20 protein-coding genes are annotated in these 24,050 nt (G+C 73.6%); 13 read left to right on the top strand and 7 right to left on the bottom strand.

All coding sequences use genetic code 11. From position 1 onward, the window contains the following. Positions 1–67: 67 nt before the first annotated feature. A complete protein-coding gene (locus AB0O07_RS06005; RefSeq protein WP_365627440.1) occupies positions 68–1,495 on the bottom strand; it encodes an aminobutyraldehyde dehydrogenase in 1,428 nt (475 codons plus the stop codon). Positions 1,496–1,670: 175 nt separating this feature from the next. Further along, positions 1,671–3,011: an MFS transporter gene (locus AB0O07_RS06000; protein WP_365627436.1), complete on the bottom strand. Its 1,341-nt coding sequence runs from the start codon at positions 3,009–3,011 to the stop codon at positions 1,671–1,673. Positions 3,012–3,132: 121 nt separating this feature from the next. Between AB0O07_RS06000 and AB0O07_RS05995 the strand changes: the two genes are divergently transcribed. Continuing rightward, a complete protein-coding gene (locus AB0O07_RS05995) occupies positions 3,133–4,326 on the top strand; it encodes a helix-turn-helix domain-containing protein (RefSeq protein WP_365627434.1) in 1,194 nt (397 codons plus the stop codon). 88 nt (positions 4,327–4,414) lie between these two features. Here the strand turns inward: AB0O07_RS05995 and AB0O07_RS05990 are convergent, their stop codons facing one another. The 3 genes from AB0O07_RS05990 to AB0O07_RS05980 are packed head-to-tail and all read right to left on the bottom strand — an operon-like array spanning position 4,415 to position 6,917. Continuing rightward, the gene (locus AB0O07_RS05990) at positions 4,415–5,101 is read right to left on the bottom strand and encodes an RraA family protein (RefSeq protein ID WP_365627432.1); all 687 of its coding nucleotides are present in this window, start codon (positions 5,099–5,101) and stop codon (positions 4,415–4,417) included. Beyond that, entirely contained in the window at positions 5,098–5,529 is a 432-nt protein-coding gene (locus tag AB0O07_RS05985) for a RidA family protein (protein ID WP_365627430.1), read from the bottom strand. Before AB0O07_RS05985 ends, AB0O07_RS05990 begins: the two co-directional genes overlap by 4 nt. After that, positions 5,526–6,917, bottom strand: coding sequence for an MFS transporter (locus tag AB0O07_RS05980; protein WP_365627427.1), 1,392 nt, complete (start codon positions 6,915–6,917; stop codon positions 5,526–5,528). Before AB0O07_RS05980 ends, AB0O07_RS05985 begins: the two co-directional genes overlap by 4 nt. 325 nt (positions 6,918–7,242) lie before the next feature. On the opposite strand from AB0O07_RS05980, the gene AB0O07_RS05975 reads away from it, so the two are divergent. From AB0O07_RS05975 to AB0O07_RS05965, 3 genes are all read left to right on the top strand, one after another. Continuing rightward, on the top strand, positions 7,243–8,910 hold the full coding sequence (locus AB0O07_RS05975) for a thiamine pyrophosphate-dependent enzyme (RefSeq protein ID WP_365627424.1): 1,668 nt from the start codon (positions 7,243–7,245) through the stop codon (positions 8,908–8,910). 63 nt (positions 8,911–8,973) lie between these two features. Then, the gene (locus AB0O07_RS05970; protein WP_365627421.1) at positions 8,974–10,260 is read left to right on the top strand and encodes a M20 family metallo-hydrolase; all 1,287 of its coding nucleotides are present in this window, start codon (positions 8,974–8,976) and stop codon (positions 10,258–10,260) included. Between the two features lie 26 nt (positions 10,261–10,286). Beyond that, the gene (locus tag AB0O07_RS05965; RefSeq protein WP_365627418.1) at positions 10,287–10,886 is read left to right on the top strand and encodes a helix-turn-helix domain-containing protein; all 600 of its coding nucleotides are present in this window, start codon (positions 10,287–10,289) and stop codon (positions 10,884–10,886) included. 27 nt (positions 10,887–10,913) lie between these two features. Here the strand turns inward: AB0O07_RS05965 and AB0O07_RS05960 are convergent, their stop codons facing one another. Further along, positions 10,914–11,936, bottom strand: coding sequence for an SMP-30/gluconolactonase/LRE family protein (locus AB0O07_RS05960; protein ID WP_365627415.1), 1,023 nt, complete (start codon positions 11,934–11,936; stop codon positions 10,914–10,916). A 184-nt stretch (positions 11,937–12,120) separates the two neighbouring features. On the opposite strand from AB0O07_RS05960, the gene AB0O07_RS05955 reads away from it, so the two are divergent. From AB0O07_RS05955 to AB0O07_RS05935, 5 genes are all read left to right on the top strand, one after another. Continuing rightward, on the top strand, positions 12,121–13,953 hold the full coding sequence (locus tag AB0O07_RS05955; protein WP_365627412.1) for an NAD(P)/FAD-dependent oxidoreductase: 1,833 nt from the start codon (positions 12,121–12,123) through the stop codon (positions 13,951–13,953). A 150-nt stretch (positions 13,954–14,103) separates the two neighbouring features. Continuing rightward, complete coding sequence (locus AB0O07_RS05950) at positions 14,104–14,403, top strand: ferredoxin (protein ID WP_365627410.1); 300 nt, start codon at positions 14,104–14,106, stop codon at positions 14,401–14,403. Continuing rightward, positions 14,393–15,784, top strand: coding sequence for an FAD-dependent oxidoreductase (locus AB0O07_RS05945; RefSeq protein WP_365627407.1), 1,392 nt, complete (start codon positions 14,393–14,395; stop codon positions 15,782–15,784). Before AB0O07_RS05950 ends, AB0O07_RS05945 begins: the two co-directional genes overlap by 11 nt. Positions 15,785–15,804: 20 nt before the next feature. Further along, positions 15,805–17,022 (top strand): cytochrome P450, encoded by a 1,218-nt coding sequence (locus AB0O07_RS05940; protein WP_365627404.1) that lies wholly within the window; start codon positions 15,805–15,807, stop codon positions 17,020–17,022. A gap of 56 nt (positions 17,023–17,078) precedes the next feature. Next, the gene (locus AB0O07_RS05935) at positions 17,079–18,785 is read left to right on the top strand and encodes a glycoside hydrolase family 13 protein (RefSeq protein WP_365627401.1); all 1,707 of its coding nucleotides are present in this window, start codon (positions 17,079–17,081) and stop codon (positions 18,783–18,785) included. A gap of 2 nt (positions 18,786–18,787) precedes the next feature. On the opposite strand, the gene AB0O07_RS05930 is transcribed toward AB0O07_RS05935, so the two are convergent. Beyond that, a complete protein-coding gene (locus AB0O07_RS05930) occupies positions 18,788–19,366 on the bottom strand; it encodes a cupin domain-containing protein (protein WP_365627398.1) in 579 nt (192 codons plus the stop codon). A 139-nt stretch (positions 19,367–19,505) separates the two neighbouring features. On the opposite strand from AB0O07_RS05930, the gene AB0O07_RS05925 reads away from it, so the two are divergent. The 4 genes from AB0O07_RS05925 to AB0O07_RS05910 all read left to right on the top strand — a co-directional run bounded on the left by AB0O07_RS05925 (position 19,506) and on the right by AB0O07_RS05910 (position 24,049). Then, positions 19,506–19,976 carry an Rrf2 family transcriptional regulator gene (locus AB0O07_RS05925; RefSeq protein WP_365627396.1) on the top strand — a complete coding sequence of 157 codons (471 nt, stop codon included), beginning with the start codon at positions 19,506–19,508 and terminating at the stop codon, positions 19,974–19,976. A gap of 47 nt (positions 19,977–20,023) precedes the next feature. Further along, on the top strand, positions 20,024–20,914 hold the full coding sequence (locus AB0O07_RS05920; protein ID WP_365628062.1) for a DsbA family protein: 891 nt from the start codon (positions 20,024–20,026) through the stop codon (positions 20,912–20,914). Positions 20,915–21,434: 520 nt separating this feature from the next. Then, positions 21,435–23,024 (top strand): ABC transporter substrate-binding protein, encoded by a 1,590-nt coding sequence (locus AB0O07_RS05915; RefSeq protein ID WP_365627393.1) that lies wholly within the window; start codon positions 21,435–21,437, stop codon positions 23,022–23,024. Next, a complete protein-coding gene (locus tag AB0O07_RS05910) occupies positions 23,021–24,049 on the top strand; it encodes an ABC transporter permease (protein ID WP_365627390.1) in 1,029 nt (342 codons plus the stop codon). The genes AB0O07_RS05915 and AB0O07_RS05910 overlap by 4 nt, the downstream gene beginning before the upstream one ends. Position 24,050: the final 1 nt, after the last annotated feature.

Raw genomic sequence — 24,050 nt, 5'->3', positions numbered from 1 at the left:
GATAGCCGGGGGCGGCGGCCGAGGGGGCCGTACGGATCCGGAACCGGCCGTCGGGCGAGCGGCCCGGTCAGGGGGCGGTGTGGCAGACCGTCACATGCTTGACGCGGGTGTAGTCGTCGAACCCGTACCGGCTCAGATCGCGGCCGGTGCCCGACTGCTTGTAGCCGCCGTGCGGCAGCTCCGCCAGGATCACCTGGTGGCAGTTGAGCCAGACGACGCCGAAGTCCAGCTCCGCGCTGATCCGGGTGGCCCGGCCGAGGTCCGCGGTCCACACGCTGGAGGCGAGCCCGTACGCGACCCCGTTGGCGAGGGCGACGGCTTCCTCCTCGGTGTCGAAGGGCTGGACGGTGACGACCGGGCCGAAGGTCTCCCGCTGGACCACCGCGTCGTCCTGGCGCACCCCGGAGACGACCGTCGCGGGGAAGAAGAAGCCGGGCCGGTCGAGGCGGGTCCCACCGGTCTCCACGACGGCGTGCGGCGGCAGTCCGGCGATGACCGAGGCGACCTGTTGGGCGTGGGCCGCGCTGTTGAGCGGCCCGTAGAAGGCGTCCTCGCCGGGGGCGCCGGTGGGCGTGGCGCGGGCCGCGTCGGCCAGCGCGGCGAGCAGCGCGTCGTGGGCCTCGCGCTGGACGAGCACCCGGGTGACGGCCGTACAGTCCTGGCCGCCGTTGAAGAACGCCGCGTCGGCGAGGGCCCGCGCGGTGCGCACCGGGTCGACATCGGCGAAGACGACGGCCGGGGCCTTTCCGCCGAGTTCGAGGTGGATGTTCTTCAGGTCGGCCGCCGCGGCGGCCATGACCTGGGAGCCGGCCCGGGTGGACCCGGTGAGCGCGACCATGTCGACATCCGGGTGGGAGACCAGGGCGCGGCCGGTCTCCCGGTCGCCGCAGACGATGTTGACCACCCCGGGCGGGAACGCCCGCGCGGCCAGTTCGCCCAGCACCACCGTGGACCACGGTGTGGTGTCGGAGGGCTTCAGGACGACGGTGTTCCCGGCGGCGAGGGCGGGGCCGAGTTTCCACACCGCCATCATCAGCGGGTAGTTCCACGGGGTCACCTGGCCGATCACACCGACGGGTTCCCGCCGGACGTACGAGGTGTGTCCCGCCGCGTACTCGCCCGCGGCCACTCCCTCCAGCACCCGGGCCGCCCCGGCGAAGAAACGCAGTTGGTCCACGCAGCGGTCGAGCTCAGCGACCCGGGTGGTGGCCGGTGGTTTGCCGGTGCTCCGTACCTCCGCCGCGAGCAGCCGGCCGGCGTTCTCCGCGACGAGGTCGGCGAGGCGGAGCAGCGCCGCCTGGCGGGCGGCCGGGGTGGTGCGCCGCCAGGTGGTGAAGGCGCGGCGGGCGGCGGCGACCGCGGTGTCGACATCGGCCGCCGAGGAGCGGGGCGCGGTGCCGTAGATCTCACCGGTTGCGGGGTCGGTGAGGTCCATACGCGCCGTGACCTCGGCCGTCTCGCCGTCGACGAGGTTGTGCAGGGTCAGGTCGGACATGCGAGGGGTGCTCCTTGTGGATCGGGCGTCGTGGACGGTGCGTCGTGGACGGGTGGGTCATGCACGGGTGCGTTGTGCACGGGCGCGTCGTGCACGGGTGCGTCGTGCACGGTGCGTCGTGGATCGGTGGGTGTGCCGGGGGAAGCGGGTGGAGCGGTGTGTTCGGGGGCGCGGGTCAGGGGTGCCGCGCGGGGGCCGGTGTGGCGGCTCCGCCGGAGGGTGCCGGGTCTCCGGCGTACCGTCGCGGTTTCGCCGCGCGGGAGCCGCCGACCGTGCAGGCGGCCAGCGCGACGAGGAGCAGGGCGACGCCCCAGGAGGCGCCGTCGGCCGCGTCGACCAGCCAGGCCGAGACGAGCGGCAGGAACCCGGCGGCCACCCCGGCGATGTTGTAGGAGAGCGCGACCGCGCTGTACCGGAACGCCTCGGGGAAGAGACCGGAGATGACGGCGCCGATCGGCGCGTACGGGATGGAGACGGCGCCGACGCCGACGGCCACGCCGAGGATCACCCACCCGGTCTGCCGGGTGTCGATCAGCCAGAAGACCGGGAAGGCGAGCAGCATGGTGATCACCCCGCCGCCCGCGCACACCTTCCACGCGCCGATCCGGTCGGCCAGCCGCCCGGCCACCACCAGGACGGCGATCTCCACGACCGATCCGGCGACGGTGGCGCCCAGCATGACCGACCGGTCGATGCCGAGCCGCTCCGTACCGTACGAGATGACGAAGGTGCTCAGGACGAAGAAGCCGCCGATGCCGAGAAGTGCGGCGGCCACCGCGACGGCCATCCGCCCCCGGCTCCTGCGGAAGGCCTCCAGGAGCGGGGCCGGCGGCGGCCCGGTGCGCTCCGCCTCCTCGGCCATGGCGCGGAAGACCGGCGACTCCTCGATCCGCAGCCGGAGGTGGAGGGCGAAGGCGAGGAGGCCGAAGGCGGCGAGGAACGGCAGCCGCCAGCCCCAGGAGTGGAAGGCGTCGTCGGGCAGGAGACCGGCCAGGGCGAACGCCCCGCTGGAGAGCAGCGTGCCCACGGGCGAGCCGAGCTGGGGGATGGCGGAGTAGCTGCCGTGTTTCTCCTTCGGAGTGTGTTCCAGGGTGAGCAGCATGGCGCCGCTCCACTCGCCGCCCACCGACACCCCCTGGAGGAAGCGCAGGGTCACCAGGAGCAGAGGCGCCCAGACTCCGATCGCACCGTACGAGGGGAGCAGGCCGATGGTGCCCGTGGTGACCCCCATCAGGACGACGGTGAGGATGAGCGCGGCCTTCCGTCCGTACCGGTCGCCGATGTGGCCGAAGACCGCGGCGCCGACCGGGCGGGCGATGAAACCGACGGCGAAGGTGCCGAAGGAGGCGATGGTGCCGGTGACCGGGTCGAGGCCGGGGAAGAAGATCCGGTTGAAGACGAGGGCCGCCGCGGTGCCGTAGAGGAAGTAGTCGTACCACTCCAGCGCGGTGCCGATGAAGGAGGCCGTGAGCAGCCGCCGGATGTCGGCCGGGCTCGCGCGACGGGTCGGGTGCACAGCCGTAACCTCCAGATGGGTGGGGCGTCGGGTGGGGTTCGCCGGATTTCCTCAGCATTCCGGTACGGCGGAGGGCCGCCAACGTTGAAACATCGCCAAAGCCGGGGGCAGGATTGTGCACATGCACGATCACCTCCAGACCCTGCCCGCCCCGACGCCCCGGGTGGTCCAGGTCGCGAAAGAGTGTCTCGACGACATCGACCTGCTCACCGGGGAGTGGATCGATGTCGTCCGCCCGGTGCGCTCCGCCTACGCGGACCGGGTCCCCGACGAGGAGTTCCGAGGCGCCGCGCGGGACGCCTTCGAGCTGCTGCTCCGTACGGTCGCACAGCTCCGGGTCCCCGAGGATGTGGCGTCGGTCTCCGAGCGGGTCGGCGAGCGGCGGGCGCGCCAGGGGGTGCCGCTGGAATCGCTGCTGGACGCCGCCCGGCTGGACTTCCGGGTGGTGTGGGGGGCCATGGTGGGCCGGACGGACCCGGCGGACATGGCGCAGCTCGTCGCGTCCGCGTACCACGTCTGGGAGGCGGTGGAACGGCATGTGACCGGCATCATGCGGGCGTACCAGCGCACGGTGCTGGAGATGGGCCGACGGGCCGAGGACGAGCGGCGGATGTGGTTCTCGCGGCTGCTGGACGATGCGGGCCGTAACCCCACGGTGGTACGGGACGCGGGGCTGGCCCTCGGTTTCGACGGCGCCGGCCGCTTCCTCTGCGCGGCGGCGGCCGCCCCCGACGGGGCCCGGCTGCTGCGGGCGACGGCAGCGCTGCGGGGTGCCGGGGCGGTGCTCCAGCAGCAGCCCGTCGCCTCGGACGAGGTGCTGACCGTGCAGTTGGGGCCCCGGGTGACGGTGCGGAGTGTGCTGGCCCATCTGGGCGAGGTGCCGTGCGGGGTGTCGCCGGTGGTGACGGGGGTGGCCGCGGTGCCGCGCGCGGTGCGGCTGGCCACCGCGACGGCGCGGGTGCTCCCGGCCGGGGCCACGGGGCCGCGCCGGCTGGAGGAGAGCTGGCTCGACGTGGTGGCGCACCGTACGGAGGAGCTGAGCGCGGAGCTCGCCGAGGATGTGCTGGGCGGGCTGCGGGCGGAGGGGACGACCGAGGCGGAGACGGCGCGCCTGCTGGAGACGGTACGGGTCCATCTCGCCGGCAGCGGCTCCATCGTGGACACGGCCACGGCCCTGTACTGCCACCGCAACACGGTGCAGCAGCGCTTCAGCCGGTTCCATGAACTGACCGGGCGGGACGTACGCCGCCCCGAGGACGCCGCGCTGATCGCACTCGCGCTGCGCGTCTGGGGGCGGCGTCCCGGGGCGGTGTGAGGGGGGCGGTGTGACCGGGCGGGGCTGTGCGGCGGGGCCGCGGTGCGGCGGCTCGGCGGCACATCCCGGTCCCGGTACGGCGCCGGGGTCACCCCAGGTGGAGGAGGCCCTCCAGGGGCGACCCCGCCCTGATCCGGCGGAGCAGCTCCGGTTCCGCCGCGTCCGAGCGTTCGGCCCGGGGCAGCACCTCGGCCAGGGTCTCCGGCGCCAGCGCGACCACGCCGTTGGCGTCGCCGAGGACGATGTCGCCGGGCTCGATCCGTACCCCGCCGATCTCGACGGGGACCTGGTGGCGTGCCCGCGTCCCGTCGAGCCGCTTGGTGGTGCGGCAGCTCGTGCCCCGTGCGTGGACGGGGATCCCCGTCCCGGGGTCGCGGAGCGCGTCCACGTCGGTGACGGCTCCGTCGACGAGGATGCCCGCCGCCCCGCGGGCCCGTGCGGCGGCGGCCGTCACCGCGCCGACGACCGCGTGGGTGTGGTCGCCGCCGACGCCGATGACCAGCACCTCGCCGGGGCGCAGGGCGACGACGGCGCGGTTGACCGCGGTGGCGTCCGGGGCGCCGAGGACGAGGGTGGCGGCGGTTCCGGCCATCCGCCGCTCCTGGCCGGTCCTGCGGATCGCCGGATCGAGGAAGCCGTCCTCCAGGAAGTGCCCGAGGGTCGGGAAGTCGACACCGGCCGCGCGGGCCAGGAGCGCGGCGGGGGTGGACAGACCGGAGGGGGCGGTGCGCGCGGATGGGTCGGTACGGCCGGAGGGTCCGGGGGGCGGGGTCATCGGTCCGCTCCTCCTTCCCCGGCGGCGTCGGAGGCGCCGGCGGTGTCCGGGGCGCCGGCGACGACCGCGATGCAGTCGATCTCCATCGAGACCCCCCAGAGCCCCACGCACACGGTGGTGCGCGCGGGCCGGTGGCCGGCCATGAACCGGGCGTACTCCCGGTTGTAGACGTCGAGTTGGTCCGGGGAGCTGAGATAGGCGTTGACCTTCACGATGTGGTCCGGCCCCGATCCGGCCGCCGTCAGGACCGCGGCGAGATGGCCGAGGGTCGCCCGTACCTCGTCGGCGAAGGTGCCGATCCGCTCCCCCGGGGCCGCCGGGATCTGGCCCGTGGTGAAGACGAACCCGCCGGCCGAGGTGGCCTGTACGTACGGCCCGACGGCGGCCGGTACCCCGGGGGCCGAGGCGAAGCGTGCGATGCCGCTCATACGACGGCCTCCTTCGCCGGGCTCCCGGCCTCGGCCGGGTCGTCGTCCTCGCCCAGGGAGCCGAAGCGGGTCTCGGAGAGCAGGAAGAGCGCCGTCAGGGAGACCAGCGCCGCGCCGAGGATGTACCAGGCGATGGAGGCGCTGTCCCCGGTGAGGGAGAGGAGCCAGACGGTGATCGCCGGGGTCGCCGCGGAGCCGAGCAGGCCGGAGAGCATGTACGCGACCGAGAGGCCCGAGTAGCGGACCCGGGTGCCGAAGAGTTCGGCCAGGAAGGTCGCGATGGGGCCGTAGTTGGCGGAGAAGGCGACCGTCATCAGGCCGTACCCCAGAAAGAGGAGGGGCGCGGAACCGGAGTCGAGGAGCCGGAAGAACGGGAAGGCGAACAGGGCCTCCGCGGCGATCCCCGCGTAGATCACCGGCTTGCGGCCGAAGCGGTCGGAGAGATGGCCGAAGAAGGGGATGAGGACGAAGGCGAGGGCGCAGGAGGCCATGACCACCGAGAGCATCAGATTCTTCGGGTGACCCAGCTCCTGGGTGCCGTAGGAGACGCCGGAGGTGATCATCAGGGTGAAGGTCGACCCGGTGGAGAGGGTGGCGATGCCGCCCAGCAGGACCTGGCGCCAGTAGTGCCGCATCAGGACGTAGAACGGGATCTTGGCCTTCGTCCCCGTCTCCCGGACCGCCTGGAAGGTGGAGGTCTCCTCGATGTGCAGCCGGATGTAGATGCCGACGGCGACGAGGGCCGCCGAGACCAGGAACGGGATGCGCCAGCCCCAGGCGAGGAGTTGCCCGGTGTCGGTCACGGTGGCGACCAGCAGGAAGACCGCGTTGGCGAGCAGGGTGCCGATGGGCACCCCGATCTGGACCGTCGAGCCGAAGAAGCCCCGCCGGCCGTCCGGTGCGTGTTCGACCGTCATGAGGACGGCGCCGCCCCACTCGCCGCCCAGTGCGAGCCCCTGGACGACCCGGAGGGCGAGCAGCAGGAAGGGGGCGGCGACGCCGATGGTGGCGTAGTCCGGTACGAGACCGATGGCGAAGGTGGCGGCGCCCATCGTCATCAGGGAGATCAGCAGCATGGACTTGCGGCCGACCCGGTCGCCGAAGTGGCCGAAGAGGACGGCGCCGGCCATCCGCGCCAGATAGGCGGAGGCGAAGGTGAGGAAGGCCAGGATCGTGCCGACCGTGCCGTCCAGCTCGGGAAAGAAGATCTTGTCGAAGACGAGCGCGGAGGCGGTGCCGAAGACGAAGAGGTCGTACCACTCGACGGTGGTGCCGATCACGCTCGCCACGGCGATCCGGCGCATCTTCCGGGGCTCGGGCCGGCCCCCGGAGCCGGGCAGGGGCGGGGCGGGCTCGGGGAGAGCGGGGGCGGGGCTGGGGGTCGTCATGGGGCGCTCCGTTTCGGGCACGGGTCGTCGACGGCCGCTTGCGCGGAAGAGACGGGAAGACGGGGGCTGGGAAAGAAGAGGGGGACTGGGAAAGGGGGGTGGGAAAGGGGGGTGGGAAGGGATTGGTCAACTTTGTGGTGTGCCCGGGGCTGCCGCAAGGAGCATTCGTACAGGGCTGACGGCACGGCGGTGTGCATGTGCCCAGCACTGTGCATGTGCACAGTGCTTGGCCCCGGACCGGGATGAGTTGGTCCGCTGTCACACGGCCGGCGGGTTCCGAAGATGGAAGGGCAGTGTGGACCCGTCGAAGGAATGAGCAGCGATCGTGCGTGTCGAAACTCCCCCGCGGCCGGTGTCGGCCGGCCATCTGATCGTCCGGCAGTTGGAGCGCGAGGGCATCCGCCGGGTGTACGGCGTCCCCGGGGAGTCCTACCTCGATGTGCTCGACGGCCTGTACGGCGCGGACATCACGACGGTGGTGACCCGGCACGAGGGGGGTGCGGGGTTCATGGCGCTGGCCGAGGGCCGGCTGACGGGGCTGCCCGGGGTGGCCCTGGTCACCCGGGGCCCCGGCGCGGCCAACGCCTTCATCGCCGTGCACACCGCCCATCAGGACGCCACGCCCCTGCTCCTGTTCGTGGGGCTGATACCGGTGGCGGACCGGGGGCGGGAGGCGTTCCAGGAGTTCGAGCTCGCGGGGTGGTTCGGGAGTACGGCGAAGAAGGTCGTCACGCTGGACGATCCGGCCGCCGCGGCCCGGGTGGTCGCCGAGGCCGTGCACACCGCACGCAGCGGACGGCCGGGCCCGGTGGTGATCGGCCTCCCCGAGGACGTCCTCGCCCGTACGGCGGGCACGGCCACCACCGTCGCACCGCTCCAGGTGGCACGGCCGCGCGCGACCGGGGCCCAGTTGGCGGAGCTCACCGGCCGGGTCGGGCGGGCCCGCAGGCCGCTGGCGGTGGTCGGCGGCGAGGGGTGGAGTGCCGAGAGCGGCGCCGCCCTGGTCCGGTGGGCGGCGGCGCACTCGGTGCCCGTCGTCTCCGATTTCCGCGCGTACGACGCGGTGCCGCACCACCTCGACGGCGGCGACGCCTATGCGGGGAGCCTCGGGTACGGCCGCGCGGACCACGCCGCCGCGCTGCTGGACGACGCCGACCTCACCGTCTTCTTCGGCACCGCGCGCACCGATGTCCTCAGCGACGGCTACCGCCGGGGCGTGGACGCGGAGACGGTGCTGGTCCTGCCCGGTGAGGCGGTCGGCCACTGCGGCCGGATCGACCAGTTCATCACGGCGGACGCGCCGGGCCTGGCCCTCGATCTCGCGGAGCTGCCGGCGCCCGCGGAGCCCCTGGCTCCGGCGGCGGACCCGGGCCGGCTGGAAAAGGCCCGGGAGGCGTACCTCCGCTTCAGCACCCCGGCCCCGTACGACACGCGGCACAGTTATGTGGACCTGGACGGGGTGATGGAGGTGCTGCGCGCGGAGCTGGCCCCGGACGCCGTCATCACCTTCGGCGCCGGGAACCACGCCCTGTGGCCCGCGCGCTATCTGCCGCACCGCTCGCCGTCCTCCCTCGTGGCGCCCCGGAACGGCGCGATGGGGATGGGCGTCCCGGCCGCCGTGGCCGCCGCGCTCGCCTTCCCGGGGCGCGAGGTGGTCTCCGTGGCGGGCGACGGCTGCTTCCTGATGAACGGCCAGGAACTGGCGACGGCCGTGGGGTACGGTGCCGCCCCCATCGTGCTCGTGGTCGACAACGGCTGCTACGCGACGATCCGGGAGCACCAGGAGGGCACGTATCCGGGGCGTCCCTCCGGTACGCATCTGACCAATCCGGACTTCGCCGCCTGGGCCCGCTCCTTCGGTGCCTTCGGCGCGACCGTGCGCAGGACCGAGGAGTTCCGCGCGGCCTTCCTGGCGGCCCGCGCGAGCGGTCTGCCCGCCGTGCTCCACCTCTTCCAGGACCCGGCCGTGCGCGCCCCGTCCCCGGCGCTCTGAACACCGCCGCACGCCATCACACCCGCACGCCATCACACCCGTACGCCCCGAGAGGAAGCCACCATGACCCCGCCGACCGCCCCCGCCGACGCCGCCTCCCCCCGCCCCGGATTCACCCCCGCCGACGAGGCGTTCGTCCAGGACTTCGCCACGATGAGCGCCTTCGGTGCCACCCCGGCCGGCGGGGTGGACCGGCAGGCGGCGAGCCCGGACGACGTGCGCCAGCGGCGCTGGCTGGCCGGGGTGCTCGAAGCGCGCGGGCTCCGGGTCGTGTACGACAGGATCGGCAACCAGTTCGGGCTGCTGGAACGCGTTCCCGGGGCCCCGTACGTGCTCATCGGCTCGCACATGGACTCGCAGCCGACGGCGGGCCGGTTCGACGGCGCGTACGGGGTGCTGGCCGCGGCGCACGCCGTGTTCCGGCTCGCCGAGGAGTGGGAGCGCTCCGGCGGCGTACCGCGGTTCAACCTCGCCGTCGTCAACTGGTTCAACGAGGAGGGCTCCCGCTTCGTCCCGTCCATGATGGGCAGTTCGGTCTTCACCGGGAAGCTGCCGCTGGAGCAGGCCCTCGCGACCCGGGACCGGGACGGGGTGTCGGTACGGGAGGCCCTGGAGCCGACCGGGTTCCTGGGGGACGGCGCGGGCCCGGCGGCGGCGTTCTGCGCGGAGATCCATATCGAACAGGGCCGGGGCCTGGAGAACGCGGGCATCGCCATCGGTCTGGTGACGTCGAGCTGGGCGGCGAACAAGTACACGTTCATCGTCAACGGCGACCAGGCGCACTCCGGCGCGACGGTGATGGCGGACCGCAAGGACGCGCTGCTCGGCGCCTCCCTGCTGGTCGTCGCGGCCCGCGAGGTCGCCGACCGGTTCCCGGGCGTCCTGCACACCTCGGTGGGACAGCTCGACGTCTATCCCAACTCACCGGTGGTGGTCGCGTCCCGGGTCTCCCTCCTGCTCGACCTCCGCTCCCCCGACGAGGCGGTGCTCGAAGAGGCCGACGCGCTTCTGCACCGGAGGATCACGGAGATCGAGGAGAGCGCCCGGGTGACGGTCGAGCGCCACCACTCGCACAGCTGGGGCATCACGCCGTACCAGCCGGACGGCGTCGAGCTGGCGCGCCGCTGCGCGCGGCGCCTGGGGCTCTCGCACACCGACGTCATGACGGTCGCGGGCCATGACTCGATCAACATGAAGGACCTGGTGCCGACGGTCATGCTCTTCGTGCCGTCCTCGGAGGGGGTCTCCCACAACGAGCTGGAGTTCACCACCGACGCGGACATGGTCGCCGGGCTCCGGCTGCTGACCGAGGTCGTCCGGTCCCTCGCGAACGGCGAACTCGACGGCTGAACCCGGGGAGCGGCTAGGCTTCCGGGGTGACGCAGCACCCCACAACCTCCTCGGCGACCCGGCGGCGCCCCGCCAACAACGGACCGAAGGCGGCCCCCCGCAACCGGGCCGCGCTGGTCGCCGCCGCGCGGGAGATCTACGCGGAGCAGGGGATGGACGCGCCGCTCTCCGCGATCGCCCGCCGGGCCGGGGTGGGGCAGGGGGTGCTCTACCGGCACTTCCCCGACCGGGCCGCCGTGGCGGCCGCGGTGCTGGAGGAGAACGTACGGGAGGTCGAGCAGGCGGCCGGGGCCGACGCGTTCTCCTTCACGGCCGTGCTCGGCGTGCTGACCTGGCATCTCACCGAGTCGGCCGCGTTCATCGGGCTGCTGCACGCCGGTGAGGCCACCGGGCGCTCCGGGGTCCGCGCGTACGCCCTGATCCTCTCCCAGCGGGTCGAGCGCGCCCTGCGGAAGCGGCTGCCGGAGGACCATCCGCTGGCGGCGGGGGGCGATCTCATGCTGGCGATCGCCATGGTCTCCGGCGCCGTCTCCGGGCCCACCCGCGCGGAGCGGGAGCGCCGGGCGCTGGCGGCCTGGCGGCTGCTCGGGGTCGCCGCGGAACCGGTGCGGCCGTTCGGCGGGTGAGAGCCGGGGCGTACGGGCGGGGCGGGGTCAGCCGCCGTTGGACTGGCGGATGCCGTCCGCGAGGGCGTCGAAGGTGTACACGTACCCGCCGGCCGGGCCGCTGACCGTCATGTACGCCTTCCGTCCGCCCGGGGTGATCGCCACGTTGGTCGCCATCTCGACCCCCTTGGTGCGGGCCGGAACCTCGATGGTCGCCAGGCGCTCGCCGTACTTGCTGTAGACGAGCATCGCGGCCCGGCCGTGCAGCGCCTGGTAGAGGTTGCCGTCGGCGTCCACGGCGATCGAGTCGGTCTCGGCGAGCCCGCCGTCGACCTGGATCGCGGTGTGCCGGGCGGTGACCGCGCCCTCGGCGTCGAGCCGGAGGTAGGAGATCCGGTTCTGGGTGAGTTCGCTGATCCACAGCCCCCGGTACTCCACGTCGAACGAGATCCCGTTGGTCGCGGCCAGGTTCTCGGCGAGGACGGTGGTCTTCTTCCCGTCGCGTGAGATCCGTACCACCCGGCCCTGTTCCAGGCCCTGGGTCAGACCGCGCGAGTCGCTGATGTACAGGTTGCCCTCCTGGTCGAAGGCGAGGTCGTCGGGGTTCATCGGCGCCCCGTCGACCGGTCCCGCGAAGAAGGTGCGCCGGTCGCCGCCGCCCGGGGCGAGGCTGACGATCTCGCCGTGCGCGAAGTCGGTGAGGTAGAGCCGGCCGTCGTAGGGGCTGAACTGGGCGGACGTGTAGGCGCCCCGGTCGTCGGTGTGGACCGCGCGCGAGGTCTTCTTCCCGAGGTCGACCCGGATCACCTTCGGCTTGCCCGCCGGCGCGGTGACGTCGACCAGGAGGAGCGTGCCGTCCGTGTCCAGGACCGGGCCCTCCAGCAGGGTCATCCCGGTCTCCTCGTGCGGCTGGGTCACCCGCATGACCTGCTGCGCGGTGATGGTCCTGGGCGCTCCGGCGGTGGCGGAGGGCCGGCCGGCCGGGCCGCCGGGTTCCGTACCGCATCCGGTGAGCGTCAGGGCCCCGATCGCGGTGAGGGCGGCGAGGGTTCGGGTGGGGCGTCGTCGCATGGGGAGGGGTTCACTCTCTCCGTCCGCTCTGCGCGGAGGGCGTCGGCACGAGGCTCCCGGGCGCCGCCGCGCGGCCCCGGACTCCTACCGGACACTGTTGTCCGGTTGTTGCTACGGTAGCGGACGGCCGCCCGATCCGTGCGGCCGGTACGACCGCGGATCCATCCGACCGAGAGGCCCCCACATGACGACCCCTCACACCCCGGCCCCCGCCCCCGCCGCCGCCCCGACCTCCGACGATCTCGCCGCGCTGCGGCGGCGGTACCACGCCGAGCGCGAGCGGCGGGTACGGCCCGACGGCGCCGCCCAGTACCGCGCCACCGACGCCGAGTTCGGCTACTACGCCGCCGACCCGTACGCCGGGGAGACCGCCGAGCGGGAGCCGCTGCGCGACACCGTCGACGTGGCCGTCGTCGGCGGCGGCTTCGGCGGCATCCTCGCCGGGGCCCGGCTGCGGCAGCAGGGGGTGCGGCGGGTCCGGATCGTCGAGCAGGGCGGCGACTTCGGGGGCACCTGGTACTGGAACAGGTATCCGGGCATCCACTGCGACATCGAGTCGCACGTCTATCTGCCGCTGCTGGACGAGACCGGCTACGTACCGGAGTGGAAGTACTCCCCCGGCGAGGAGATCCGGCAGCACGCGGTGCGGGTGGCGCGGCAGTTCGATCTCTACGCCGACGCCCTGTTCTCCACCTCGGTCACCTCGCTGAGCTGGGCGGAGGAGACCGAGAGCTGGCTGGTGACGACCGACAGGGGCGACGCGTTCCGGGCCACGTACGTGGTCACCTCGACCGGCACCCTCTCGCAGCCGAAGCTCCCGGGGATCCCCGGCATCGAGACCTTCCGGGGCCACACCTTCCACACCTCGCGGTGGGACTACGCGTACACCGGGGGCACCCCGGAGGGCGGGCTCACCGGCCTGGAGGGGAAGCGGGTGGGGATCGTCGGCACCGGCGCCACCGGGATCCAGGTCATCCCGAAGGTGGCCGAGGACGCGGGGCATGTCTATGTCTTCCAGCGCACGCCCTCCACCGTGGACGTACGGGCCAACCGGCGCACCGCCCCGGACGATGTCGGCGCCGGCCGGGACGGCTGGGCGCGCGACCGCCGCGAGAACTATCTGCGGATCGTCTCCGGCGAGCCGGCCGAGGAGGATCTCGTGGCGGACCGCTGGACCGAGTCGGCGGGGCTGCTGGAGAAGCTGCTGCCGAGCTTCCGGCGCCCCGCGGACCGGGTGGCCTTCGAGGCGGCGTACGAGGTCGCCGACGCGGTGAAGATGGACGAGCTCCGTACCCGCGTCGAGCGTTCGGTCACCGACCCGGAGACGGCGGAGCGGCTCAAGCCCTGGTACCGGTACGGCTGCAAGCGGCCCGCCTTCTCGGACGCGTACTACCCGGCGTTCAACCGCCCCAATGTCACCCTGGTCGACACGGCGGACACCCATGGCATCGAGCGCGTCACCGAGGACGGTGTGGTGGTCGGCGACACCGCCTATCCGCTGGACTGCCTGATCTTCGCCACGGGCTTCTCGGTCGGCACCTCCGGCATCCTCTCCGGCAAGCTGCCCGTCCACGGCCGGGACGGCACCCCGCTGCTGGCGTCCTGGGGCCGGCAGGGGCCGCACACGCTGCACGGCTTCACCAGCAACGGCTTCCCGAACCTGATCATGATGGGGTCGCTCCAGAACGCCAGCAGCGTCAACTTCACGCACATCCTGGACGAGCAGGCCGTGCACGCCGCCGCGCTGGTCGCGGCGGCGGAGGCCAAGGGCGCGATCGTCGAACCGTCCCGGGAGTCCGAGCGGGAATGGCTCGCCGTGATGTCCGACGGGGCCCCTGATCACGAGTGGTTCCACGCGGAGTGCACCCCGGGCTACTACAACGCGGAGGGGCGCGGCCGGCCGAACGCGCCGCGTGCCTTCCCGCACGGGGCGGTCGCCTTCCACGCGCTCCTGGAGCGGTGGCGGGCCGAGTCCCTGGACGTGATCCTCCAGGCCAGGAGCGAGCCCACGGACTGAGCCGCCACCGGGAACTCCGGGGTGTCCGGGGCGCCGTACGGAGCGCGTGGGCCATGCCGGTTCTTCCGCGCTCCGTCGGCGCACCACCGCTCGCGCCGTCCCCCGCCAGGCCGTAGGACGGAGAGAGCGGCGGGCGCGGAGGAGGCCAGGATGCAGGTCGTTGTCGACCTCAATCGCTGCCAGGGATACGCGCAGTGCGCCTTCCTGGCCCCTGAGGTGTTCGAACTGCACGGCGAGGAGGCGCTGCTGTTCCGGTCGGCCGTCCCCGACGGGCAGCGCGAGCGGGTGCGCCGGGCGGTGGCGGCCTGTCCGGTGCAGGCGATTCTCGCCGGGGAGCAGGCCGGTCCCGGAGAGCAGACCGGCCCCGGAGAGCAGGCCGGTCCGGGGGAGCAGGCGGCGCCCGGAAAACAGGCGGGCCCCGGAGAGCAGGCGGCGCCCGGTGTCCAGTGAGCTGCGGGACGGCCGGATCGTCGTCGTCGGCGCCTCGCTGGCCGGGCTGCGGGCCGCCGAGGCGCTGCGCGAGGAGGGGTTCACCGGGTCGCTGACGGTGGTCGGGGAGGAGCCGGAGCCGCCGTACGACCGGCCGCCGCTCTCCAAGCAGGTGCTGCTCGGGCGGGCGGGCGCGCGGGACGCCGGGCTGCCGCGCCGCCGCCCGGTGGACGCGCGGTGGCGGCTCGGGGTACGGGCCGATGGGGTCGACCCGGCCGGCAAGCGGGTGCTCCTCTCCGACGGGGAGCGGCTGCCGTACGACCGGCTGCTGATCGCCACCGGGACCCGGGCCCGCCCCTGGCCGGACCCGGCGGAGGCCCGCCTCGACGGGGTACTGACGCTGCGGACCGCCGAGGACGCGGCGCGGCTGGTCGAGCTGCTGGACGCGGGGCCGCGCCGGGTGCTGGTGATCGGCGCCGGGTTCACCGGATCGGAGATCGCCTCGGTCTGCCGGGAGCGCGGTCTCGCGGTGACGGTCGCCGAGCGCGGCCCCTCCCCGCTGGTGGGGGCGGTGGGCGGGGTGCTCGGCGGGTTCGCCGCCCGGCTCCAGCGCGCGCACGGGGTCGATCTGCGGTGCGGGGTCACGGTCACCGCGCTGAAGGGCCGGCACGGCAGGCTCACCGGCGCCGAGTTCTCCGACGGCGGGCGGATCGAAGCGGATGTCGCGGTGGTCGCCCTGGGCGCGCTCCGCAACACGGAGTGGCTGGCGGGGTCGGGGCTCGCGGCGGGGGTACGGGGCCTGGCGTGCGACGCGGGGTGCCGCGCCTTCGACATGTACGGGATCGTCACGGACGATGTCTTCGTCGCCGGGGACGTGGCCCGGTTCCCGCATCCGCTCTTCGGCTACCAGATGCTGGCGCTGGAGCACTGGGGCAACGCGGTGGCACAGGCGGAGGTGGCCGCGCACAACATGGTGAGCAGGGGGCCCGACCGGCGTCCGCATCTGGCGGTGCCCGCCTTCTGGTCCAGCCAGTTCGGCCTCAACATCAAGTCCGTCGGGGTGCCGACCTACTCCGACCAGGTCGTCATCGCCCAGGGGTCGCTGCGGGAGGGCCGGCTGGTCGCGGTCTACGGCTACCGGGGGCGGGTGACGGCCGCGGTGAGTGTGAACCGGGCCAAGTGGCTGGAGCACTACCAGTACCTCATCGAGACAGCGGCCCGCTTCCCCCCGGAGGGCGCCGCCGACCGGCCGCCGTCGGCCCGGCCCGTCCCCTCCGACGTACCGGATCCCCAACTCCTGTCGCACGGACCGACGGTGGCCCTCACCGGCCATCTGCCGGACCGGCGTCTCGCCCTGGTGGGGACCGAACCCCCCACCGGGGCCGCCCCGTTCCCTCCGTAGTCCCGTGAGGAGCCCCACGCATGTCCGCGGACACCCTGTTCGAGCGCATCGCGGCGTACGAGAACCGCGCCGACCCCTATCCGCTCTACGCCGAACTCCGTGAGACCGGGGTGGCGCCGCAGCGTGACGGCAGCTATCTGGTGGGTACTTACCACGAGATCGTCACGCTCCTCCACGACCCGCGGGTCAGTTCCGACCTGCGCAACCGCAGCGATCCCCGGAGCATCCCGGAGTTCCGGCGGAAGGAGCGGCAGCCGTCCTTCATCGGCTACGACGACCCCGAGCACGACCGGCTGCGCCGGCTGGCGATGCGCCCCTTCGGCCCGCCCCACTCCCCCGGCCGGGTCGACGCGCTCCGTGCCGACATCACCCGGATCGCCGGTGAACTGGTCGACGGGTTCCGGGAGAAGGAACGGTTCGACGTGGTCGCCGACTTCGCCTACCCGCTCCCCGTCACGGTGATCTGCCGGCTGCTGGGCGTCCCGCACGCGGACATCCCCCGGGTGCGGGGATGGACGAACGAGATCATCGCCAGTATCGACCTGACCCCCGGGGAGAACTCCGGGCACACCCCGGAGTCGGGGCTGGAGGCCCGGCTGGCGATGGGCGAGTACATCGGGGACCTCGTCGATCTGCGCCGTACCGACCCGTCGGACGACCTGCTCTCCGCCCTCGTCCACGACACGGGGCCGGACGGCCGGCTCACCCGGGACGAGCTGATGGCGACCGGGACGCTGCTGCTGATCGCCGGGCACGAGACGACGGTCAACCTGATCGCCAACGGCGCGCTCACCCTGCTGCGCCTCCCCGACGCGTACCGGCTGCTGCGCGACCGGCCCGAGCTGCTCCCCGGCGCGGTGGAGGAGCTGCTGCGGTACGAGCCCCCGGTCCAGCTCCTCCCCCAGCGCACCCCGCTCGCCGACCTCGACATCGCCGATGTCACGGTCCCCCGGGGCGCCCCGCTGATCCTGGTCCTCGCCTCCGGCAACCGGGACCCCCGCCGCTTCACCGACCCCGACCGCTTCGACCCGCTGCGCGAGGACAACCAGCACCTGGGTTTCGGCAGCGGCGTCCACAACTGCTTCGGCGCCCCGCTCGCCCGGGTGGAGGCCCAGATCGCCCTGCACGCCCTGCTCCCCCGGCTGGCCACCCTCCACCCGGTCGAGGACCCGCCCCCGTACCGCCGCAGCCCCATCCTGCGCGGGCCCCGCTCCCTGCTGGTGGAACGGACGGGGTGACGGAGCCGGCCGTGCGCCCTTCCCTCCGGGCCGTCCGGGGAGGGAGAATCGCCGGCATGTCACCCACCGCGCCGTGGTGGCGCAGCGCTGTCATCTATCAGGTCTACATCCGCAGCTTCGCCGACGGGAACGGGGACGGCGTGGGCGACATCGCCGGGCTCCGGGACCGGCTGCCGTATCTCGCCTCGCTGGGGGTCGACGCCCTCTGGATCAACCCCTGGTACGCGTCGCCGATGGCCGATCACGGGTACGACGTGGCCGACTACCGCCGGATCGACCCGCTCTTCGGCACCGTGGCCGAGGCCGAGGAGCTCATCGAGGAGGCCCATCGGCACGGGCTCCGCATCATCCCGGACATCGTGCCCAACCACACCTCCGACCGGCATGTGTGGTTCCAGGAGGCGCTGGCGGCGGGGCCCGGGGGCGCGGCGCGGGAGCGGTACATCTTCCGGGCCGGGCGGGGGGCCGGCGGTGCCGAGCCGCCCAACGACTGGGTCTCCGCGTTCGGCGGCCCCGCCTGGACGCGGCTGCCGGACGGCGAGTGGTATCTGCATCTGTTCGCGCCCGAGCAGCCCGATCTCAACTGGGACCACCCCGAGGTCCACGAGGAGTTCGCCTCGGTGCTGCGGTTCTGGTTCGAGCGGGGCGTCGACGGGTTCCGTATCGATGTCGCCAACGGGCTGCGCAAACACCCGGATCTGCCGGATCTGGCGCGCCACCCTGATCCGGCCGGGGCCGACGGGACTGACAGGGCTGACGGGGCGGAGAGTGCGGACGGGGCGGACGGGGCGCGGGTGCGGCGCCATCGGGATCATCCGCACTGGGACCGCGACGAGGTGCACGCCATCTTCCGGGCCTGGCGCAAGGTGGCCGAGGAGTTCCCCGGTGACCGGTGCTTCGTCGCGGAGGCGTGGACGGACACGCCCGAACGGCTCGCGGCGTATGTCCGGGCGGACGGTCTGCACACGGCGTTCAACTTCGACTTCCTCATGTCCGCCTGGGACGCCGGGGAGCTGCGCACGGTCATCGACGACTCCCTGGCCTCGCTCGGCGCGGTGGGCGCGCCCGCGACCTGGGTGCTCTCCAACCATGACGTCATGCGCCACGCCAGCCGTCTCGGCCGGGGGGCCGCCCGCCGCTGGACGGTCGAGACGGGGTACGCGCCGGCCGGCCCCGTCGACCGGGAGCTGGGCGTCCGCCGGGCCCGCGCCGCGGCCCTGCTGATGCTCGCGCTGCCCGGCGGCGCCTATGTCTACCAGGGGGAGGAACTGGGCCTGCCCGAGGTCGAGGACCTGCCGGACGCCGTCCTCCAGGACCCGGTCTGGGAGCGCTCGGGCCACCGCGAGCGGGGGCGGGACGGCTGCCGGGTCCCCCTTCCCTGGTCGGGCGGGGCCGCCCCGTTCGGCTTCAGCCCGGAGGGCGCGTCGGCCGGGCCGTGGCTGCCGCAGCCGGCCGGCTGGGGGCGGTACGCGGTGGCGGCGCAGGACGGGGATCCGGCCGCCGTGCTGGAGCTGTACCGGTCGGCGCTGCGGCTGCGCCGTCGTCATCCCGCGCTCGGGGACGGCGGCCTGACCTGGCTCGACGCGCCCGCGGGGGTGCTCGCGCTCCGCCGCGACCCCGGTTTCGTCTGTGTGGTCAACCTCTCCGCCGAGCCCTGCCCGCTGCCGGAGCACACGGCGGTCCTGCTGGCGAGCGGGCGGGTCGAGGACGGCCTGCTCGGGCCGGACCAGGCGGTGTGGCTGGCGACGGAGGTACGGGCCTGACGTCACCCCGCGTCGGCGGGGCCGGGGTCAGGGGCGGCGCCGGGCGGGTCGGCGTCGGCGGGGTCCGTGCCGGGGGTGTCCGCGTCGGCGGGGAGGGCGTACAGCCGGGGCAGGTTGACGACGATCGCCTCCTGTGTGCTGCGGGCGATGACGACCACCGCCTCCTCCTCCGGGTCCGGGTTCTCCTCCCGGTGCGGTACGAACGGGGGGACGAAGACATAGTCGCCGGGCGAGGTCCGCAGCCGTACCTCCACGGGCTCCGCGCCGGAGTCGTCCAGGAAGACGAACTCGGGGTGGCCGCTCACCACATGGATGGCGGTCTCGGAGGCGCCGTGGTGGTGGTCGGAGGAGGAGGTCGCGGGGGCCACATGGGTCTGGCCCATCCACAGCTTCTCGGAGCCGACGGTCTTTCCGCTGATCGCGGCGAATCTGCGCATGCCGCCCGTCTGGGCGGTGCCGCCGTCCAGCGCGTCGGCGCGGATGTGGTGGAGACGGGTGTGGAGGGGCGCCGTCGAGGGGTCCGGGGTGGGGTGGAGATGGGGGTGAAAGCCTTCACCGGGGGTGGTCAGCGGCTCGCTCATGGCGTGGACGGTAGAGCGCCCCCGAAAAGGATGTCAAGAGGTGTCCATTGCGCTTCACCTGCGGCAATGTTCCCGCAACGTGGGGAGCGGGGCGGCTCGGGGCGGCCTCTTCCGACACATGCTCAGGCATGATGTGGGCATGCATATTTCCGCGAAAGCGGACTACGGCACACGGGCGCTGCTGGAGCTGGCCCGCGAACCCGCCCGTCCGCTCACCTGTGAGGCCATCGCCTCCTCGCAGGAGATCCCGTTCCGGTTCCTCAAGTCCGTGGTGGGCGAGTTGCGCAGAGCGGGGCTGGTCCGGAGCCAGCGCGGCTGCGAGGGCGGTTACTGGCTGGGCAGGCCCGCCGGTGAGATCACCCTGCTGGACATCGCGCGCGCCGTGGACGGCGAGCTGATCACCCTGCGCGGTACGGGTCTCGCCGGGCTCGCCTACCCGGGCCCGGCGGCGGGGCTGCCCGGGGTGTGGCGCGAGGTGGAGGCGGGCGCGGCGGCGGTGCTGGGCGGGGTGACACTGCTGTCGCTGCTGCCCGGCGCCGCCGCCGGTGCGCCGGCCGGTGCGCCGGCCGGTGCGCCGGCCGGTGGGCCGGCCAGGACGGGCGCCGCGTGACGGGCGGGGCCGGGGAGGTCGTGGAGAGCGTGCACGTCGGGGAGAGCGTGGACGTCGGGAAGGTCGTGGAGGTCGTGGAGTACACCGACCCGCTCTGTCCCTGGGCGTGGGGGTCGGAGCCGGTCTTCCGGGCGCTGCGCCGGGCGCTGGACGGGCGGGTGCGCTGGCGGCGGGCGTACGCGATCCTCTTCGACCACGACGACGACCCGGCGCCCGACCCGGCGGCGGAGACCGCCTGGTACGCGCGGTACGTCGAGGAGGTCAGCGCCCACACCCTGGCCCCTCGGGCGCCCCGGCTGAGCCGGATGCCGGCCGATTCCTGGCCCTCCTCGCTGGTCGCCAAGGCCGCCGGGCTCCAGGGCGAGGAGGTGGCGGCGCGGGCGCTGCGGCGGCTGCGCGAGACCGTCTTCGTCCTGGGTGAACCCGCGGACACGATGGCATCGGCGCTCGCGGCCGTACGCTCCGTACCGGGGCTGGATCCGGTACGGCTCGCCGCCGACGCGGGCTCCCCCGAGGTGTTGGCGGGGGTACGCGCGGACCATGCGGAGGCGCGCCGTCCGGTGGCCGGGGTGCGCACCGTACGGGGTGACTCGCCGCATCCCGGCGCGGCCAAGGAGACCCCCGGCGGCGGGTACCGGTACGCGCTGCCGACCCTGCTGGTCCGGGGGCCCGGGGGCGAACGGGCGGTGCCGGGGTGGCGGAGTCCCGGGGAGTACGCCGCCGCGGTGGCCGAGGTCTGTCCGGGGGCTCCGGTGACCCCGGTGGCGCTCTCGGCGGTGGCGGCGCTGGAGCGGTACCGGAGTCTGACGGATCCGGAGCGCGCGCTGCTGGCGGAGGGCGCGTGGCCGCCGCCGGGCGCCGTACGGGTGGAGACCGGCAACGGCCCCCTGTGGCTCCATCCCGAGGAGGCGTCCGCCCGCCCCGATACCGCCGGTTGACCCCCTCCGCGCTCCTTCGGGGCGCTGAGCTGCGGAGGGAGGCCGTTCCGCCGAATGAGACACCAATTGGTGTCCATTGACAGCCGGGCTCGGCTGCCTCCAGGATGTGCACCATGCTGACGACACACCCCGGTGTGGTGTGCCGCTACGTGGATCTGCGGCGCACCAGCAGCGCACTCTGTCGCTGACCGCCCGCCCCCGGCCGACCGCCGCCTGACCGCCCCGCGCGGTCGCGCCGCCCGTCGCCGGGCGCTCCCCGCCCCGCCGGGTGCCACCCCGGGGACCTCTTCTCCCGGGGCTTTCCGTCGCCGCCCGGTCCCGTCACCCTCCGGTCCCGTCACCGCCCGGCCCCGGCGCCGGTCTCTCGTCGCCCGGCCCGCCCGCGCCGCCGGGCAACCGTCAACTCCCGTACGCCTTACGCCCGTACGCCATCAGTCCGTACGCCCCGATGGTGCGCGCGGTGGCAGGCCAGGACCCGGCCCTGCCCGCGCCCCTCCCTCTTCTCCTCAGGAAGACCACGATGCCCGTATCCCTGCCCCATCGCCCCCGCCCTGAACGGCGGCCCCTCCCCCGGTTCCCCCGGCGCTCCGGCGCCCTGCGGACCGGCGCCCTCGCGACCGTGCTCGTGGCCCTGCTCACCACCACGCTCGGGGCCTGCGGCTCCGGCACCGGCGCCGCCTCCGCCGGTGGTGCCACGCTGCGGTGGACCTCCTCGTACTTCCCCGCGCACTGGGACCCGGTGGTCGGCGGCAGTGGCGCGCAGTTCCGTGAACTCGCCCTGACCTATGCCTCGTTGACCCGTACCGACGAGAACGGGAAGGCCGTTCCCGATCTCGCCGAGAGCTGGCGGTACAACGCGAAGGGCGACGAGATCACCTTCCGTCTCCGCCCGGGGCTGAAGTTCAGCGACGGCGAGCCGGTCGACGGAGCCGCCGTCAAGGCGGCGATCGAGCGGGCGCAGCGGCAGAAGAACTCGGCGCTCTTCGGCGATCTGACCTCGATCGGGCCGGTCGAAGCCCGGGGGCTGGACGTGGTCCTCCATCTTACTCAAGTCGACTACCAGATACCCCAGTTGCTCGGGGAGCGCGTGCTCCAGGTGGCCAGCCCCAAGGCGGCGCGGGACCCGGCGAAGCTGGACCAGAACCCGGTCGGCGCCGGGCCGTTCATCGTCACGCAGCTCGTCCCCGGCACCAAGGCGGTCCTCAGGAAGAACCCGGACTACTGGGACGCGAAGAACATCCACATCGACAGCGTCGAGCTGACCTCGGCGCCCGACGCCGCCACCGTCGTCTCCGGGCTGCGGACCGGCGTCTACAACTTCGCCGACCTGGAGCCGAGCCAGGCCGCCGCCGCGAAGAAGGCGGGCCTCGGCGTCTTCGTCCTGCCGGGCTTCAACGCCTCCAACATCAGCCTCAATGTCAACAAGGCGCCGTTCGACGACCCCAAGGTGGTCGACGCCGTCCGGTACGCGGTCGACCGCCAGGAGTTCGTCTCCAAGCTGACCTTCGGGTACGGGGAGGTGACCGACCAGCCGTTCCCCAAGGGGTACGTGGCCTACGACCCCGCGTCCGAGGGCGCCTACCCGTACGACCCGGCGAAGGCGCGGAAGCTGCTGGCCGAGGCGGGGCACCGGGCCGGTGACATCAAGCTCGACCTGGTCATCCCGTCGGAGGACCCGCAGGCCGAGATCGTCCAGTCGCAGTTGGCGAAGGCCGGGATCACCGTCACCATCAAGATCGACAAGAACTGGGCGACGCCGTTCTTCGCGAAGAACCTCACCTTCTCGCTCTACTCGACCACCGGCCGCGACTCCGCCGTACAGACCCTCACGGCACACTTCGGCCCGCACGGCCCGCTGAACCTCAGCTCCCCGTACGAGCCGGCCGGTTTCGAGGCGGCCGTCGCCAAGGTGCGGCGGACCCCGCTGGACGATCCGGAGTACGCCGAGGTGCTCCGGGCGGCGACCCGGGCGGGGCTGGAGAGCAGGGCGCTGGTCTTCACGTACTCGCAGCCCAATCTCTTCGCCAAGAGCCGCGCCATCTCCGGTCTGCCGAAGAACCCGGCCCATATCGACTGGACCGGTGTGACCGTCTCCGGGGCGACCCCATGACGACAACCGCCGTACGGGCGGCACCCGTTCGCCCGGCCGGGCCGGTGGCGCCCCGGGTCCGGCACGCGGTGGGCCGGGTACTGGCCGCCCTGGCCAGGTCGGTGGCGGTCTTCGTGCCGGTCTTCCTGGTGGCGACGTTCGTGACCTTCGCGCTGCGGTCGCTGAGCGGGCTCAGCCCGGCCCGGATCCAACTGGGCGAGGAGGCGACCCCGGAGGCGGTCCAGCGGGTCGAGGCGGAGTGGGGGCTCGACCGCCCCTTCCTGGTCCAGTACGGCGACTGGTTCGGCGGTGTCCTCCACGGCGAGCTGGGCACGAGCTGGAGCAACGGCGCGGACATCTCCACCCTGATCGGCCTCGGTCTGGGGGTGAGTCTGTCGGTCGCCACGTTCGCGCTGGTGATCGGGGTGCTCGTGGGGTTCGCGCTGGGGACGGTGGCGGCGCTGCGGCGCACCACCTGGATCGACCGGGCGGTCACCGGGTTCGTCACCCTGATCTCGGTGATGCCCGCGTTCGTCGTCGGGATCGTGCTGGTCACGGTCTTCGCGACCGGGCTCGGGCTCTTCCCCTCGGCCGGCTATGCGCCCCCGGAGCAGGGGATCGGGCCCTGGCTCACGCACATCACCCTCCCGGCGGTCGCGCTGAGCTTCGATGTCGTCGCCGATGTGGCCCGCCAGCTCCGGGGCGGCCTGGTGGCGGCGTACCGGGAGAACTATGTGACGGGTGCGGTGGTACGGGGGCTGAGCCCCCGCCGGATCTTCCTCGCCCATGTGCTGCGCAACGGGATGGGCCCGGCGCTCGCCACACTCGGGCTGAAGTTCCCGGCGCTGGTCGGCGCCTCCGTCGTCACCGAGTGGATCTTCGGGTTGCAGGGGTTCGGACGGTTCGCCAACGACTCCGCGCAGGCCGGTGACGTACCGGCGGTGCAGGGCGTCCTCGTGGTGTCGATCGTGCTGGTCGTGCTCTTCAACCTGATCGTCAATCTGGTGCTGGCACGGGTGACGCCCGCGGCACGGCGGGGGGTCTGAC

The sequence above is a fragment of the Streptomyces sp. NPDC093085 genome, from assembly GCF_040683935.1.
Classification (GTDB): Bacteria; Actinomycetota; Actinomycetes; order Streptomycetales; family Streptomycetaceae; genus Streptomyces.
This window is presented reverse-complemented; position numbering and strand designations above follow the sequence as displayed.